General features: G+C 51.2%; 15 protein-coding genes and 1 other annotated feature. Of the genes, 7 read left to right on the plus strand and 8 right to left on the minus strand.

The window, feature by feature from the left end; genetic code table 11:
- Positions 1-25: 25 nt before the first annotated feature.
- Positions 26-286 (plus strand): type B 50S ribosomal protein L31, encoded by a 261-nt coding sequence (locus OGV38_RS04800; RefSeq protein ID WP_181626390.1) that lies wholly within the window; start codon positions 26-28, stop codon positions 284-286.
- Position 287: 1 nt separating this feature from the next.
- Positions 288-428 (plus strand): type B 50S ribosomal protein L36, encoded by a 141-nt coding sequence (ykgO, locus tag OGV38_RS04805; protein WP_005125190.1) that lies wholly within the window; start codon positions 288-290, stop codon positions 426-428.
- 77 nt (positions 429-505) lie between these two features.
- Here the strand turns inward: ykgO and OGV38_RS04810 are convergent, their stop codons facing one another.
- The 6 genes from OGV38_RS04810 to acrA form a co-directional block, all read right to left on the minus strand.
- Positions 506-976 (minus strand): YlaC family protein, encoded by a 471-nt coding sequence (locus tag OGV38_RS04810; RefSeq protein WP_016152071.1) that lies wholly within the window; start codon positions 974-976, stop codon positions 506-508.
- Positions 977-1,092: 116 nt separating this feature from the next.
- On the minus strand, positions 1,093-1,644 hold the full coding sequence (gene maa / locus OGV38_RS04815) for a maltose O-acetyltransferase (protein WP_016155874.1): 552 nt from the start codon (positions 1,642-1,644) through the stop codon (positions 1,093-1,095).
- Between the two features lie 180 nt (positions 1,645-1,824).
- The gene (gene hha / locus OGV38_RS04820; protein ID WP_002892050.1) at positions 1,825-2,043 is read right to left on the minus strand and encodes a hemolysin expression-modulating protein Hha; all 219 of its coding nucleotides are present in this window, start codon (positions 2,041-2,043) and stop codon (positions 1,825-1,827) included.
- A 27-nt stretch (positions 2,044-2,070) separates the two neighbouring features.
- Positions 2,071-2,445: an Hha toxicity modulator TomB gene (gene tomB, locus OGV38_RS04825; RefSeq protein ID WP_019076175.1), complete on the minus strand. Its 375-nt coding sequence runs from the start codon at positions 2,443-2,445 to the stop codon at positions 2,071-2,073.
- A 487-nt stretch (positions 2,446-2,932) separates the two neighbouring features.
- Positions 2,933-6,082 (minus strand): multidrug efflux RND transporter permease subunit AcrB, encoded by a 3,150-nt coding sequence (gene acrB / locus OGV38_RS04830; RefSeq protein ID WP_286472998.1) that lies wholly within the window; start codon positions 6,080-6,082, stop codon positions 2,933-2,935.
- Positions 6,083-6,104: 22 nt separating this feature from the next.
- Complete coding sequence (gene acrA / locus OGV38_RS04835; protein WP_016152074.1) at positions 6,105-7,298, minus strand: multidrug efflux RND transporter periplasmic adaptor subunit AcrA; 1,194 nt, start codon at positions 7,296-7,298, stop codon at positions 6,105-6,107.
- A 141-nt stretch (positions 7,299-7,439) separates the two neighbouring features.
- Here acrA and acrR point away from each other — a divergent pair, with 141 nt between their 5' ends.
- Together acrR and mscK are read left to right on the plus strand one after the other, a co-directional pair.
- Entirely contained in the window at positions 7,440-8,090 is a 651-nt protein-coding gene (acrR, locus tag OGV38_RS04840; protein WP_016152075.1) for a multidrug efflux transporter transcriptional repressor AcrR, read from the plus strand.
- Between the two features lie 127 nt (positions 8,091-8,217).
- On the plus strand, positions 8,218-11,583 hold the full coding sequence (gene mscK, locus OGV38_RS04845) for a mechanosensitive channel MscK (RefSeq protein ID WP_286472999.1): 3,366 nt from the start codon (positions 8,218-8,220) through the stop codon (positions 11,581-11,583).
- Between the two features lie 74 nt (positions 11,584-11,657).
- Here the strand turns inward: mscK and rsmS are convergent, their stop codons facing one another.
- Both rsmS and priC read right to left on the minus strand, forming a co-directional pair.
- Positions 11,658-11,819, minus strand: a complete 162-nt coding sequence (gene rsmS / locus OGV38_RS04850; RefSeq protein ID WP_019076177.1) for a pleiotropic regulatory protein RsmS — start codon at positions 11,817-11,819, stop codon at positions 11,658-11,660.
- Between the two features lie 14 nt (positions 11,820-11,833).
- The gene (gene priC / locus OGV38_RS04855) at positions 11,834-12,361 is read right to left on the minus strand and encodes a primosomal replication protein N'' (RefSeq protein WP_103283557.1); all 528 of its coding nucleotides are present in this window, start codon (positions 12,359-12,361) and stop codon (positions 11,834-11,836) included.
- A 69-nt stretch (positions 12,362-12,430) separates the two neighbouring features.
- Between priC and OGV38_RS04860 the strand changes: the two genes are divergently transcribed.
- The 3 genes from OGV38_RS04860 (at position 12,431) to dnaX (ending at position 15,600) form a co-directional block, all read left to right on the plus strand.
- Positions 12,431-12,808, plus strand: a complete 378-nt coding sequence (locus OGV38_RS04860) for a DUF454 family protein (protein WP_029139439.1) — start codon at positions 12,431-12,433, stop codon at positions 12,806-12,808.
- 193 nt (positions 12,809-13,001) lie between these two features.
- A complete protein-coding gene (gene apt / locus OGV38_RS04865; protein WP_006685676.1) occupies positions 13,002-13,553 on the plus strand; it encodes an adenine phosphoribosyltransferase in 552 nt (183 codons plus the stop codon).
- 118 nt (positions 13,554-13,671) lie between these two features.
- Positions 13,672-15,600, plus strand: coding sequence for a DNA polymerase III subunit gamma/tau (gene dnaX / locus OGV38_RS04870; protein WP_019076181.1), 1,929 nt, complete (start codon positions 13,672-13,674; stop codon positions 15,598-15,600).
- Positions 14,933-14,997: a sequence feature (DnaX frameshifting element), on the plus strand. (Overlaps the previous gene by 65 nt.)
- Positions 15,601-15,624: the final 24 nt, after the last annotated feature.

The following is a 15,624-nucleotide window of genomic DNA, read 5'->3' on the forward strand; positions in this document are numbered from 1 at the left end:
TATAACGTAACAAATTGAGGTTACCATGAAGCCGGATATTCATCCTTTTTACCGTACTGTGGTGTTTCACGATACCAGCGCCAATGAATTTTTTAAGGTCGGCTCGACCATTAAAACGGAACGTGAGATTGAGTTTGAGGGGAAACTTTACCCGTACGTGACCCTGGATATCTCTTCCAAATCGCATCCGTACTATACCGGGAAACAAAAAACCTTTGATAATGAAGGCAGTGCAGCACGTTTCCAGAAACGTTTTGGTCATTTTATTGGCACTAAGCGAGGTTAAGATGCAGGTACTCAATTCACTTCGTAGTGCAAAACAGCGTCATCCTGACTGCCAGATAGTGAAACGCAAAGGGCGTTTGTACGTAATCTGCAAAACGAATCCGCGCTTTAAAGCTGTTCAGGGTCGTAAAAAAAGACGTTAGTTTCTTTACCAACATTTCAGGGATTAAAGTGCGTTTCCTTCATCGGGACGCACTTTTTTATCTGCGTTGAGATGTGGTTACTGGCTGGTCTGGGGGCGGGTTAGCGTAAAGACATCGTAAAACGAGAGTTCACCCTTACGCGATATCATCTTTTGCAGCTGCGCTTTATGTTCGCTATCGACGGAAGGTGAGTGCAGGATGGTATCGATGAGTGAAGGGGGGACAAAGCGCGTGTTATACCATTCCCCGTTATAGCAAACTCTGAAATCCAGTACGTCGATATCTTCAAAGCGGTATCGCGGCGCAACGTCGAAAAAGAAAAACGCGTTGAGTATGACGAACAGAACCACCAGCAGCCATACTGAATCGACTAACGTTTCTGACTGCAGCATCACCGCCAGCGTGGCAAACCACGCAACATACATGCCGATGAACAAGCCGGGATGTTTGCGAATAAAGCTGATGCTAAAGCGCGGTTTGTTGTCGCGCTTTTCGCGAATATTTAAGTCGTCGATGGTTTCGGTAAGCAGGCGCTGTATTTCTGTCATCTCTTGCCTTTGTGGTGTCTGCGATATTCAGATGCGATCGCCCTATTTTAAAAGGGGATACCTTGTGAAGAAAGTAACAGATTAACCACAATTTAGCATAACAGTTACATTTAAGATCACAGCGTTTTGATAATCCTGGCGGGATTGCCCCCAACCACGCAGTTTGCCGGAACGCTTTTCGTGACCACCGCGCCCGAGGCCACAACCACGTTATCACCCAACGTTACGCCAGGGTTTATCACTGCGCGTCCACCTATCCAGACGTTGTGGCCAATAGTCACGGGTTTGCCGAGCTCCATGCCACTGTTTCGCTCGGTGGCATCCAGCGGGTGGGTGGCGGTATAAATATGGACTCCTGGGGCTAACATGCAGTTGTCGCCAATATGGATTGGGCAGACGTCGAGCATAACGCAGTCGAAGTTGGCGTAAAATTCTTTACCGAGATAGATGTTATAGCCGTAATCACAACGAAAAGAGGGTTCAATGTAAGCCCCTTCGCTCTGGCCCAACAGCTCATGCAGGATGGCTTGTCGCGCATTTTTTTCATCGGGAGCGGTGAGATTGTAGCGATGGGTCAACTGACGAGCGCGTAGTCGGTCGTGGCGCAATGTTTCATCCGCCGGGCGATAAAGTTCACCGGCGATCATTTTTTGCTTTTCATTACTCATTACGAATTTCCTGTGTACTGGAGGTCATTTCAACACAGTAAAACGCAATGCAAACAAGGGGAACGTTCCCATTTCTTCGTTGTGATCGTAGTCACGTGATTTGATTTAAATAACCATTGTAAATACGAAAATGGTCAGCCAGACAAATGTACCGCTATACCTGACTTAACCCGTGAGCAATTAGCGAATGAATTTCCAAACAGAAGTTGGAATCTTGTCGTAGAGCTTATTCATAGTCAATTCAGCAAGGCGGTGATCTGCTGCTGAGTAAAATACAGCCAGTTCGTTGTCGGACAATTCATATTTATTTTTTTCAATAACGCGCTCAAGTGTGTCAATTGTCTGACAACGTCGCAGGCGCATCAAATAATCAGTTTTAGTTAATGGTTTATCGGACATAAATCTTACCTATGATTGTAATAATTTTTAACAAGACAAACTAACAGGATTAGCCCTGGTGGCATTGACAAAACAGCGAAACAGTCGATTACCTGACTTCCGCCATTTCTGCAGATCCTGCGTATTAATACCATAACTGCTGAACAACATAAAAGTGTCATCCAGGTATTCATCTATCTGCGCGACCAGCTTATTGTCCTCATTGTACTTAATTTTATAATTAAGTGCGAAGGTTGCAATATGCTCTATCAGTTCATTGAGCTGCAAGCTGGTGGCAGAGGTAGGGTCATTAACCCAGCCATGGTTACTTTGTTCAAGGTTTGCAAGACAGTCATGATACAGGGTTTCGCAGAGAAATTTAAGCTGCGCGATATCATGTCTTTTGGGTGAGTATTCATCCATAACGCATCCCCTTCTTCGTGGCTTAAACTAACCGAACACCTTCGGGATGGATACAACAGACTACCTGGAACTTGCCCGCGACTCCTGATGATTTAACTATAATCTAGTCTAAAAAAGATTTCATCGTCATATCACGAAAAATTACAATTATGCAAACTTATGATGTCAGGTCATTTTTACATTTTAACAGATAAATGCGGTTATTCGGAATCGGACAATTTCTTTATTCTTCGGGCAATCATCGAGTTATCTTGATTAGGTTTAGCAACGAAAGGTAACAATCGACAATGTGAACCGCTTACCAGGAATAATCTTAATATTTATTAAAGTAAATAAGAACTCTCAATGATTTTTAAGAATAGCCTTTAAGGCTACAGGGATTATATCGCTTATTTACCCTGGAGAAAATAAACGAAATAGCAATAAGTGATTTTTATGATTTTTCCAGAAAAAAGGCCGCTTGCGCGGCCTTATCTTTAGAGATCTATCAATGATGGTCTACTGAGTGGCTATGCTCAAGATCTTCACTTTTGCGGCTAAAGCGGCGGCGTACCACCACAAAGAACACCGGAACAAAGAAGATAGCCAACACGGTTGCCGTCACCATCCCGCCCATTACGCCAGTACCAACGGCGTTCTGCGCGCCGGAGCCTGCGCCGGAGCTGATAACCAGCGGCATTACGCCCAGAATAAAGGCCAGCGATGTCATCAGGATCGGACGTAAACGCATGCGGACCGCATCCAGCGTCGCCTCTATCAGACCTTTACCCTCTTTATCCATCAAGTCTTTGGCGAATTCGACGATAAGTATCGCGTTCTTCGCCGACAACCCAATGGTTGTGAGAAGGCCTACCTGGAAGTAAACGTCGTTGGTCAGGCCGCGGAACGTTGCCGCCAGCAATGCACCGATAACACCTAACGGTACCACCAGCATGACGGAGAACGGAATTGACCAGCTCTCGTACAATGCCGCCAGACACAGGAATACGACAATCAGTGAAATGGCATACAGAGCAGGGGCCTGGTTGCCGGACAGTCGTTCCTGGTAGGACATACCGGTCCAGTCATAGCCGATACCGGATGGCAGTTTGCTGGCCAGTTCCTCCATCATTGCCATGGCTTCACCGGTACTTTTACCCGGTGCGGCCTGGCCTAAGATTTCCATGGAAGGCAGACCGTTATAGCGTTCCAGACGCGGTGAACCATATTCCCAACGTGAGGTAGAGAAGGCGGAGAACGGTACCATCTGTCCATCGCTACCGCGGACATACCAGTTTCCAATATCTTCCGGCAACATACGGTATTTCGCTTCAGACATGATGTAAACTTTCTTCACACGACCACGGTCGATGAAGTCATTTACGTAGCTTCCGCCCCATGCTGCACCCAGCGTTGTATTAATATCACTAATGGATACACCCAGAGCCTGCGCTTTTTCCTGATCGATATCGATCTTGAACTGTGGCGTATCTTCCAGACCGTTAGGATGTACGCCGACTAACAGATCAGGATGTTTCGCAACTTCACCAAACAGCTGGTTACGCGCCTGGGTTAGCTTCTCATGACCTAAACCTGCCTGGTCAATCAGCTGGAAGTCGAAACCGGTCGCGGTCCCTAATTCCGCAATCGCTGGCAGGTTAAAAGCGAAGACCATCGCGTCTTTAATCTGCGAGAATGCGCCCATCGCACGTTGAGTAATTGCCTCAACCTTGTTCTCCTCGCCTGGACGTTCACTCCAGTCTTTCAGAGACACGAACGCGATACCGGTGTTCTGACCACGTCCTGCAAAACCGAAGCCGTTAACGGCAAACACCGATTCAACGTTCGCTTTTTCTTTGGTCAGATAGTAATCCGTCATTTCGTCCAGCACCTTCTGGGTACGCTCTTGCGTTGCACCCGCTGGCAGCTGAGCCATTGACAGGAATACCCCCTGGTCTTCATCCGGCAGGAACGAGCTTGGCAGACGAACAAACAGATAGGCCATACCCACGACGATGATCAGATACAGCGCCAGATAACGACCGGTGCTGCGCAGAATTCCGCCCACGCTGTCGGTGTAATGGTGCGTGCTCTTATCGAACATGCGGTTAAACCAGCCGAAGAAACCTTTTTTGCCTTCTCCGTGATCGCCTTTAGCAACCGGTTTGAGCATGGTCGCACACAGGGCAGGGGTCAGAATCAATGCCACCAGGACTGATAACGCCATCGCCGAAACAATGGTGATGGAGAACTGACGGTAAATTGCACCGGTAGATCCCCCGAAGAAGGCCATCGGAATAAATACCGCTGACAGCACCATAGCGATACCAACCAGTGCGCCCTGAATCTGGCCCATCGATTTACGCGTTGCTTCCTTCGGCGGTAGCCCTTCCTCAGCCATTACACGTTCAACGTTCTCGACCACAACGATGGCGTCATCCACCAACAGGCCGATGGCGAGCACCATCCCGAACATCGTCAGCGTGTTTATCGAGAAGCCGAAAATCGCAAGGACGGCAAACGTACCCAATAGCACCACCGGCACGGCGATAGTCGGAATCAGCGTCGCGCGGAAGTTCTGCAGGAACAGATACATTACCAGGAACACGAGGATGATGGCTTCCGCCAGCGTTTTCACTACTTCGTGAATAGAGATTTTCACGAACGGCGTGGTGTCATACGGGTAAACGATCTTCAGACCTGACGGGAAGAACGGTTCCATCTTCTTCAGTTCATCGCGGATAGCGTTTGCAGTGTCTAGGGCGTTAGCGCCTGTCGCCAGCTTGATACCCAGACCGGATGCCGGTTTACCGTTGAACTTCGCAATGATGTCGTAGTTCTCGCCACCCAGTTCTACTTTCGCTACGTCACGCAGACGCACCTGGGAACCGTCCTGATTCACTTTCAGCAGAATTTTGCTGAACTCATCGGCGGAGGTTAGACGGGTTTGCGCGATGATCGAAGCGTTAAGCTGCTGGCCTTTCACCGGCGGCGTACCGCCTAACTGACCGGCTGCAACCTGGGCGTTCTGCGCTTTGATGGCGCTGATCACATCAACCGGCGTCAGCTGGAAGTTATTCAGTTTGTTCGGATCCATCCAGATGCGCATCGCGTACTGGGAACCGAACAGCTGAACATCACCCACACCTGAAGTACGGCTGATGGCATCCTTCATGTTGGCGCCCACGTAGTCGGAAATATCCTCCTGCGTCATGGTGCCGTTGGTGTTGATTACGCCGACAACCATCAGGAAGCTACTGGATGATTTCTCAACGCTCACACCCTGTTGTTGTACTTCCTGCGGCAGAAGCGGCATTGCCAGCTGCAGTTTGTTCTGCACCTGTACCTGCGCGATATCCGCATCAGTACCAGACTGAAAGGTAAGCGTGATCTGCACGGTACCCGTGGAGTCACTGTTTGAGGACATGTACATCAGGTTATCGATACCGTTCATATTCTGTTCGATAACCTGCGTAACAGTATCCTGTACTGTTTTGGCATCAGCGCCAGGGTAGGTCGCGGAGATCGTCACTGCTGGCGGTGCAATAGTCGGATATTGCGCTACCGGCAATTTGAGGATCGCGAGCCCCCCTGCCAACATGATGATAATGGCGATCACCCACGCAAATATTGGGCGATCGATAAAGAAATTAGGCATGTCTTAACGGCTCCTGTTTAAGTTAAGACTTGGACTGTTCAGGCTGGCTACCGCTTGCAGCTTGCTGGTTGTTATCAGCGGTGATTTCCTGCGCTTTTACCTGCGCGCCAGGACGTACTTTTTGCAGCCCAGTGACAATCACGCGGTCGCCCGGTTTAAGTCCATCAGTGACTAACCATTTGTCGCCAATCGCTTGTGCGGCGACAATTTGACGGGTTTCAACTTTGTTGTCTGCACCGATAACCAATGCACTGGCATCGCCACGCGGTGTGCGGGTAACGCCTTGCTGTGGAACCAGTAATGCAGTTGGGTTAGTCCCTTCTTCCAGACGAGCACGGACGAACATACCCGGCAGTAAGGTGTGATCCGGGTTAGGGAAGATTGCGCGTAACGTAATCGACCCGGTGGTTTGATCTACCGTGACATCAGAAAATTCCAGCGTACCGGACTGCGGGAATTTAATGCCGTCATTGGTCACCAGTTCGACTTTCGCTTTACCGTTTTCCTGCTTCAGCGTGCCGTTGGCCAACTCTTGTTTCAGGCGCAGGAAATCGTTGCTTGACTGCGTCACGTCCACATAGATGGGATCCAACTGCTGAACGGTTGCCAGTGCGGTTGCCTGACCGTTTTGCACCAGAGCGCCTTCAGTAACGGATGATTTACCAATGCGGCCGCTGATCGGCGACGTCACTTTGGTATAAGCCAGATTGATGCGTGCAGTTTCTACCGCGGCTTTCGCGGCGACAACGGAGGCGTTCGCCTGTTGTGCGTCTGCCAGTGCACTATCGTAATCCTGTTGACTGATGTACTTAGTACCCAACAGTTTCTGATAACGTTTGACCGTCAGTTGAGCGATATTTGCTGCGGCTTGTGCTTTTGCCAGATCGCCTTTTGCGCTTTCATAAGCGGCCTGGTAAGTAGCAGGATCAATCTGATAGAGAGATACACCCGCTTCGATGTCACCACCTTCCGTGAAATTACGCTTCAGGATAATACCGCTAACCTGAGGACGAACTTCTGCAATGCGATACGCACTGGTGCGACCCGGGAGTTCGGTTGTTATCTGTAGAGGTTCAGTTTTGAGCGTAACAACTCCAACCTCTGGCATCTGCTGGCCCCCTTGTTGGGCCTGTTTGTCGTCACATCCTGTTAGCGCTAAGCTGCCTGAGAGCATCAGAACGACTGCCAGAGGCGTTAACCCTCTGTTTTTGTTCATATGTAAACCTCGAGTGTCCGATTTCAAATTGATCAATGGCTGAAAGCCCATAAACCCATTGCTGCGTTTATATTATCGTCGTGCTATGGTACATACATTCACAAATGTATGTAAATCTAACGCCTGTAAATTCACTGACCTATGGCACGAAAAACCAAACAACAAGCACAGGAAACTCGACAGCACATTCTCGATGTCGCTCTGCGTTTGTTTTCGCAACAAGGGGTATCATCCACCTCGCTTGCGGAGATCGCAGCAGCCGCTGGTGTCACGCGCGGCGCGATCTATTGGCATTTCAAAAACAAATCGGATTTATTCAGTGAAATCTGGGAGCTAGCAAAACCTAACATTGATGAGTTAGAGACTGAGTATCAGGCAAAATTCCCCGACGATCCACTATCAGTATTAAGAGAAATTTTAATTTACGTTCTTGAAGCTACCGTGACAGAAGAACGCCGACGTTTATTGTTGGAAATTATATTCCACAAATGCGAATTTGTCGGGGAAATGGCCTCAGTTCAGCTAGCTCAACGCAGTCTGTGTATTGAAAATTACGACCGTATCGAACAAACATTGCGGCACTGCATGAACGCCAACATGCTGCCGGAAAATCTGAACACGCGTCGCGTGGCGGTGCTGCTGCGTAGTTATGTTACCGGAATTATCGAGAACTGGTTATTTGCCCCTGAATCTTTTGATCTGAAAAAAGAGGCTCGGGAATACGTCGCCGTGCTGCTTGAGATGTGTCTTCTCTGCCCAACCTTGCGGGTTAACGTAGCGGAAACCTGTTAACTCTCTGGGTCTGTACCAGGAATTCTCCTGGTCATTTTGCCTCCTGCTATTCTGCCGGTCACAGCCGTGATATTCTTGCCGCTTGACTATTTTCGGTCACTTTTCCGGTTCAGAAACCTTCATTCTCATGACTATGTTGCAGCTCTATAAACGTTCACAGCATCTTATTGCTATTACCATTCTTTTCTTCATTCTATTGCTATCCTGCCAGTCATCTGCATTTGCGCGGGCGCAACAGAGTGGTGAACTGCCGACGAAAGCGGATATTCAGAGCCAGTTAGACACGCTGAATAAACAAAAAGATCTCTCCGCACAGGATAAGCTGGTTCAACAGGATCTCATCGATACCATTGCCACGCTGGATAAAATCGATCGTGTGAAGGATGAAACCGTACAGCTTCGGCAAAAAGTTGCCCAGGCGCCGGAGAAAATGCGTCAGGCGACGGATGCGCTAAATTCGCTTAGCGATGTCGATAATGACGATGAAACGCGAAAAACGCTGAGTACGCTCTCCTTACGACAGCTTGAGTCGCGCGTGTCGCAGGTCCTGGATGACCTGCAAAGCTCGCAAAACGATCTGGCCGCTTACAACAGCCAACTGGTATCGCTGCAGACACAGCCAGAGCGCGTACAAAATGCGATGTACACCGCGTCGCAACAGATGCAGCAAATCCGCAATCGACTCGATGGCACCACTGTGGGAGAGGCGGCTTTACGCCCCAGCCAGCAGGTGCTGCTGCAGGCGCAGCAAGCGTTGCTGAACGCGCAGATCGACCAGCAGCGTAAGAGCCTCGAAGGGAATACCGTTTTGCAGGATACCCTGCAAAAACAACGCGATTATGTGACGGCGCACAGTAACCGCCTTGAACACCAGCTCCAGCTCCTGCAAGAGGCGGTGAACAGCAAACGACTGACGTTAACCGAAAAGACGGCACAGGAAGCGGTAACGCCGGACGAAGCCGAGCGTATTCAGTCCAATCCGTTAGTGAAGCAGGAGCTTGATGTTAACCATCAGCTCAGCCAGCGCCTGATTGCCGCGACTGAAAACGGCAACAGCCTGATGCAGCAAAATATCAAGGTCAAAAACTGGCTTGACCGCGCGCTGCAATCCGAACGCAACATTAAAGAGCAGATCGCCGTTCTGAAAGGCAGTCTGCTGCTGTCGCGCATTTTATATCAGCAACAACAAACGCTGCCGTCGGCGGATGAGCTTGCCGATATGACCAACCGGATCGCCGATTTGCGTCTGGAGCAGTTCGAAGTTAACCAGCAGCGCGATACGTTGTTCCAGAATGATGCGTTTGTCGCCAAACTGGAAGAAGGGCACAGCAACGACGTTAACCCTGAAGTCCATGATGCCCTGCTGCAGGTCGTGGATATGCGTCGTGAACTGTTGGATCAGCTAAATAAGCAACTGGGCAACCAGTTGATGATGGCGATTAATCTGCAAATCAACCAGCAGCAGTTAATGAGCGTGTCGAAAAACCTGAAAGAGATCCTCACGCAGCAAATCTTCTGGGTTAACAGTAACCGTCCGATGGACTGGGACTGGATCAAAGCCTTCCCGCAAACCCTAAAAGACCAGTTTAAGTCGATGAAAATCACGGTGAACTGGGAAAAAGCCTGGCCCGCCGTATTTATTGCGTTCCTGGCAGGGCTGCCGCTGCTGCTTATCGCCGGGTTAATCCGCTGGCGTTTGAAGTGGCTGAAGGATTATCAGGCAACATTAGCCGCCGCGGTGGGGAACCTGCGCAATGACAGTCAGCTTAATACGCCAAAAGCGATTCTGATCGATCTCATCAGAGCCTTGCCGGCGTGTCTGATTATCCTCGCGGTGGGTCTGATTCTGCTGACTATGCAACTGAATATTAGCGACCTGCTGTGGGCGTTCAGTAAGAAGATGACCATCTTCTGGCTGGTGTTTGGTCTGTGCTGGAAGGTGCTGGAAAAAGATGGCGTGGCGATACGTCATTTTGGCATGCCAGCGAAGCAGACCAGCCACTGGCGTCGCCAGATTGTGCGTATTAGCCTTGCGCTGTTGCCGCTTAACTTCTGGTCGGTCATTGCTGAGCTGTCGCCGCTTAATTTGATGGACGATGTGCTTGGCCAGGTGGTCATTTTCCTCAACCTGCTGCTGATCGCCTTCTTGGTATGGCCAATGTGCCGCGAAAGCTGGCGTGACAAAGAGTCGCATGGTCTGCGTCTGGTCACTATTACCGTGTTGTCTATTATTCCGATTGCATTAATGGTGCTGACGGCGACAGGGTATTTCTACACCACGCTGCGCCTGGCGGGCCGCTGGATTGAAACGGTTTATCTGGTTATCCTCTGGAATCTGCTGTACCAGACGGTGCTGCGAGGGTTGAGCGTAGCGGCTCGTCGTATCGCCTGGCGTCGTGCGTTAGCGCGTCGTCAAAACCTGGTGAAAGAAGGGGCCGAAGGCGCAGAGCCGCAGGAAGAACCGACTATTGCGCTGGAGCAGGTTAACCAGCAAACGCTGCGTATAACCATGCTGGTGATGGTTGCCCTGTTTGGTGTTCTGTTCTGGGCCATTTGGTCTGATTTGATCACCGTGTTCAGCTATCTCGACAGCATAACGCTCTGGCATTACAACGGCACCGAAGCGGGTGCGGCAGTGGTGAAAGACGTCACCATGGGCAGCCTGTTGTTTGCGATTATTGCGTCAATGGTCGCGTGGGCGCTGATCCGCAACTTACCCGGCCTGCTGGAAGTGCTGGTGCTCTCGCGACTGAAGATGCGCCAGGGGGCTTCTTATGCGATCACCACGATCCTGAATTACGCCATCATCGCCATCGGTGCGATGACGGTCTTCGGATCGCTCGGCCTTTCGTGGGATAAGCTACAGTGGCTGGCCGCTGCTCTCTCGGTTGGTCTTGGTTTCGGCTTGCAGGAAATTTTCGGTAACTTTGTTTCCGGTCTGATTATTCTGTTTGAACGCCCGGTACGCATCGGCGATACCGTGACCATCGGTACGTTCTCCGGAACGGTCAGCAAGATCCGTATCCGTGCCACCACCATTACTGACTTCGATCGTAAAGAGGTGATCATCCCGAACAAAGCATTCGTGACGGAGCGTTTGATCAACTGGTCGCTCTCCGATACCACCACGCGTCTGGTGATCCGCATTGGCGTGGCCTATGGTTCGGATCTGGACAAAGTGAAGAAGGTGCTGTTGCAGGCGGCGACAGAACACCCGAAAGTGATGCACGATCCGGAGCCTGCAGTGTTCTTTACCGCCTTCGGCGCCAGCACGCTGGATCATGAGCTGCGTTTATACGTGCGTGAATTGCGCGATCGTAGCCACACGGTTGATGAACTTAACCGGGCGGTCGATCGTTTGTGCCGTGAAAATGACATTGATATCGCCTTTAACCAGCTCGAAGTTCATCTGCATAACGCGAAAGGTGACACCGTGACCGAGGTTAAGCGTGACATCATTAAAGGTGATGATCCGACGCCTTCGGTAGGTTAACAGAAATAATCATCAGGCCTGCGAGCTTCGATTCATTCGTAGGCCTGATAAGTGCAACGCCATCAGGTTTTCAGTTACCGCTCTTTTTTAGATAAAGAGAGCAGTTTCTTCTCGTAATCCTGCTTCACAATCTCCAGTGCTTTCAGAACTGTTTCAGGCTCCATCTGATTCTCTTCAAGCAGGACAATCAAATCGACGGCCAGTTTGACTTCATCTGGGGCGTTCTCTAATGACATAAATTCTCCGGGGATTAGCGGGTTAAACGCGCCAGCATGTTATCTATTCTTGCCAGTGCATGACGACAGCGTGCCAGTCGTGCTTCGAATGCCTCTACTTCGCGATGCAGTTTTTGCTGTTCTTCAAAGCCCGTAACCTGTGCCAGGCGTTCTTTACGTTCACGCGTCATTTCAACCAGGCGGCGCTCAAACTCCTGGTGTTGAACTCGCTTACGCTGCCAGCGCGCCAGACCAGGAGAGGCGCAGTCCCACTCCCGGAGCGACCAACTGGCGGTTTCACGTGAAATCGCCTCTAACTGTGAGGCAAGGTGTTCCGTAAGCCAGGTAATTTGTGGTAGTTGTTGCTGTTCAACTGCGCGACGTAGAGCAGTGAGATTATCATCAGCTTCATCCAGACAGGCCTGTAGCAACGTGCTGCGGGTGTGAAACAGATGCCTGTCAAAGCGGGCGCTAAGCGTGGCATGGTGTGCCAGTGGGGCACAACGCTGCCGCAAGCGGTTAAGCTGGTTTTCGAGCGTCTGAAGCAGCATGACGGTTTTCACGACAACACTCCGATGAAAATGAGAACTGTTATGATAAAGTAGCGATTCTCTGTGTTAAGTATTCATATTATGCAACGCATTATTCTAATCATCATAGGCTGGATAGCGGTAGTGTTAGGAACGCTGGGCGTTGTATTGCCTCTGTTGCCGACAACGCCGTTTATCTTGCTGGCCGCCTGGTGTTTTGCTCGCTCGTCGCCGCGTTTTCACGACTGGTTGCTGTACCGTTCGTGGTTCGGCGGGTATCTGCGCCACTGGCAAAAACACCGCGCGATGCCGCCGGGAGCAAAGCCGCGCGCTATTTTGTTGATCCTGGTAACGTTTAGTATTTCACTGTGGCTGGTCAATATGATGTGGGTACGCGGCCTGCTGCTGGTTATTCTCGCCTGTTTACTGATTTTTATGTGGCGGATCCCGGTGATTGATGAAAAACAACAAAAGCAGTAAAGCGCAATAAACGCTGTTGCAATTGTCTCTCACAGCCAGTAAATTCGACCGTTTTCGAGCACAGGCGCAGGTGGTCAAAGGTTAAGCAAATATAACCTTGGCTCTTATACAGACACAAAATCATTCAAGATACGTCGAGGATGAAGTGTATAGTGCGCCGTGAAGTAATACTGTATTAATCAGGCACAAACTTATGACCGCGACTGCACAGCAGCTTGAGTTTCTCAAAAATAGCATCAAAAGCATCCACGATTACCCAAAACCGGGCATTCTTTTTCGTGATGTCACCAGTTTACTGGAAGACCCGAAAGCCTACGCCCTCAGTATTGAATTGCTGGTTGAACGCTACAAAAATGCGGGTATCACTAAAGTGGTTGGTACCGAAGCGCGTGGCTTCCTGTTTGGCGCGCCGGTAGCGTTGGGTCTGGGCGTTGGTTTTGTTCCGGTACGTAAACCCCGTAAGCTTCCGCGTGAAGTTATTGCTGAGAGCTATGAGCTGGAATACGGCACCGATCAACTGGAAATCCACGTTGATGCCATCAAACCTGGCGATAAAGTCCTGGTTGTGGACGACCTGCTGGCAACCGGCGGCACGATTGAAGCGACCGTGAAACTGATCCGCCGTCTGGGTGGCGAAGTGACCGATGCTGCATTTATCATTAACCTGTTTGATCTGGGTGGCGAGCAGCGTCTGGAAAAGCAGGGACTGACCTGTTATAGCCTGGTTCCATTCCCGGGCCACTAATTTCGGGATATCTTATCTCGGCAGATTAATACCGAGACACACAACCTCGCCGTCGCTGCGAGGTTGTGTTAGCATTATCCCCCTGTGAATCCACCCTCCAGCCTTTCAGAGCCTGCCAATGAGTTATCAGGTCTTAGCCCGAAAATGGCGCCCACAAACCTTTGCTGACGTCGTCGGCCAGGAACATGTGCTGACGGCACTGGCGAACGGCTTGTCGTTAGGGCGTATTCATCATGCTTATTTGTTTTCCGGCACCCGTGGCGTCGGGAAAACGTCAATCGCCCGTTTGCTGGCGAAGGGATTAAACTGTGAAACCGGCATCACCGCTACGCCGTGCGGCGTGTGTGATAACTGCCGTGAAATCGAGCAGGGGCGCTTTGTCGATTTGATTGAAATCGACGCCGCCTCACGCACCAAAGTCGAAGACACCCGTGACCTGCTGGATAACGTCCAGTACGCGCCAGCGCGCGGTCGCTTTAAGGTCTATTTGATTGACGAAGTGCACATGCTGTCGCGCCACAGTTTTAACGCCTTGCTGAAAACGCTCGAAGAGCCGCCCGCACACGTTAAGTTCCTGCTGGCGACCACCGATCCGCAGAAGCTGCCGGTGACTATCCTGTCGCGCTGTCTGCAATTCCATCTTAAAGCGTTGGATGTCGAACAGATTCGCCATCAGCTTGAGCATATCCTCAAAGAAGAGCATATCGCCCATGAGCCACGTGCGTTGCAACTGCTGGCTCGCGCCGCGGACGGCAGCCTGCGCGATGCGCTGAGCCTGACCGATCAAGCGATCGCCAGCGGCGATGGTCAGGTCTCGACCGACGCGGTCAGCACCATGCTTGGTACGCTGGACGACGACCAGGCGCTTTCGCTGGTTGAAGCGGTTGTGGCTGCGGACGGCGAACGCGTTATGACGCTGGTGAACGATGCCGCCGCGCGCGGTATTGAATGGGAAGCGCTACTGGTTGAGATGTCGGCTCTGCTGCATCGTATTGCCATGGTTCAGCTTTCACCTGCCGCGCTCGGCAGCGATATGGCCGCCATTGAACAGCGTATGCGCGAACTGGCGCGAATCGTCCCGCCAACCGATGTGCAGCTTTACTACCAGACCCTGTTAATCGGGCGCAAAGAACTGCCGTATGCGCCGGACAGGCGAATGGGCGTTGAAATGACGCTGCTACGTGCGCTGGCTTTTCATCCGCGCATGCCGCTCCCGGAACCTGAAGCCCCGCGACAGTCTTTTGCCCCGGTCGCCCCCACTGCGGTGATGAACCCGACGCAGGTGCCGCAGCAGCCTGCGGCAGCGCAACAGCAACAGAATGTACCGCTCTCCGATGCTACCAGCCAGGTGCTGGCGGCACGCAGCCAGCTGCAACGCGCTCAGGGAGCAACCAAACCAAAAAAGAGTGAACCGGCAGCCGCTTCCCGCGCGCGGCCGGTGAATAATGCTGCGCTGGAAAGACTGGCTTCGGTGTCGGAACGTGTTCAGGCGCGTCCAGCGGTCTCTGCGCTGGAAAAAGCGCCAGCGAAGAAAGAAGCGTATCGCTGGAAAGCGACCAATCCTGTTGCAGAAGTCAAAGAGGTCGTCGCTACGCCGAAAGCGCTGAAAAAAGCGCTTGAGCATGAAAAAACGCCAGAACTGGCGGCAAAGCTGGCGGCTGAGGCCATCGAACGCGACCCGTGGGCTGCACAGGTAAGCCAGCTCTCGCTGCCTAAACTGGTGGAGCAGGTGGCGCTTAATGCCTGGAAAGAAGAGAATGGCAACGTGGTTTGCCTGCACCTGCGTTCCACGCAGCGACACCTTAACTCCAGCGGCGCGCAGCAAAAACTGGCCGAAGCATTGAGTTCCTTAACGGGGTCAACGGTTGAATTGACCATCGTTGAAGATGATAATCCAGCGGTGCGCACGCCGCTGGAGTGGCGTCAGGCCATTTATGAAGAGAAACTCGCGCAGGCGCGTGAGTCGATTATTGCGGATAATAACATTCAGACGCTGCGTCGTTTTTTCGATGCGGACCTGGACGAAGAGAGTATTCGCCCCATTTGATCGTCAGCCATTACGGTTTGACGG

Origin of the sequence: Citrobacter sp. Cb080, from assembly GCF_030334745.1 — a bacterium.
In the GTDB taxonomy this organism is placed as follows: domain Bacteria; phylum Pseudomonadota; class Gammaproteobacteria; order Enterobacterales; family Enterobacteriaceae; genus Citrobacter; species Citrobacter braakii.

Excerpts from the sequence above, each read along its gene's own strand:
- mscK (WP_286472999.1), top strand. The coding sequence starts at position 8,218 with ATGACTATGTTGCAGCTCTATAAACGTTCACAGCATCTTATTGCTATT.
- acrA (WP_016152074.1), bottom strand. The coding sequence starts at position 7,298 with ATGAACAAAAACAGAGGGTTAACGCCTCTGGCAGTCGTTCTGATGCTC.
- acrR (WP_016152075.1), top strand. The coding sequence starts at position 7,440 with ATGGCACGAAAAACCAAACAACAAGCACAGGAAACTCGACAGCACATT.
- maa (WP_016155874.1), bottom strand. The coding sequence starts at position 1,644 with ATGAGTAATGAAAAGCAAAAAATGATCGCCGGTGAACTTTATCGCCCG.
- dnaX (WP_019076181.1), top strand. The coding sequence starts at position 13,672 with ATGAGTTATCAGGTCTTAGCCCGAAAATGGCGCCCACAAACCTTTGCT.
- ykgO (WP_005125190.1), top strand. The coding sequence starts at position 288 with ATGCAGGTACTCAATTCACTTCGTAGTGCAAAACAGCGTCATCCTGAC.
- hha (WP_002892050.1), bottom strand. The coding sequence starts at position 2,043 with ATGTCCGATAAACCATTAACTAAAACTGATTATTTGATGCGCCTGCGA.
- acrB (WP_286472998.1), bottom strand. The coding sequence starts at position 6,082 with ATGCCTAATTTCTTTATCGATCGCCCAATATTTGCGTGGGTGATCGCC.
- OGV38_RS04810 (WP_016152071.1), bottom strand. The coding sequence starts at position 976 with ATGACAGAAATACAGCGCCTGCTTACCGAAACCATCGACGACTTAAAT.
- apt (WP_006685676.1), top strand. The coding sequence starts at position 13,002 with ATGACCGCGACTGCACAGCAGCTTGAGTTTCTCAAAAATAGCATCAAA.
- tomB (WP_019076175.1), bottom strand. The coding sequence starts at position 2,445 with ATGGATGAATACTCACCCAAAAGACATGATATCGCGCAGCTTAAATTT.
- rsmS (WP_019076177.1), bottom strand. The coding sequence starts at position 11,819 with ATGTCATTAGAGAACGCCCCAGATGAAGTCAAACTGGCCGTCGATTTG.
- OGV38_RS04860 (WP_029139439.1), top strand. The coding sequence starts at position 12,431 with ATGCAACGCATTATTCTAATCATCATAGGCTGGATAGCGGTAGTGTTA.
- OGV38_RS04800 (WP_181626390.1), top strand. The coding sequence starts at position 26 with ATGAAGCCGGATATTCATCCTTTTTACCGTACTGTGGTGTTTCACGAT.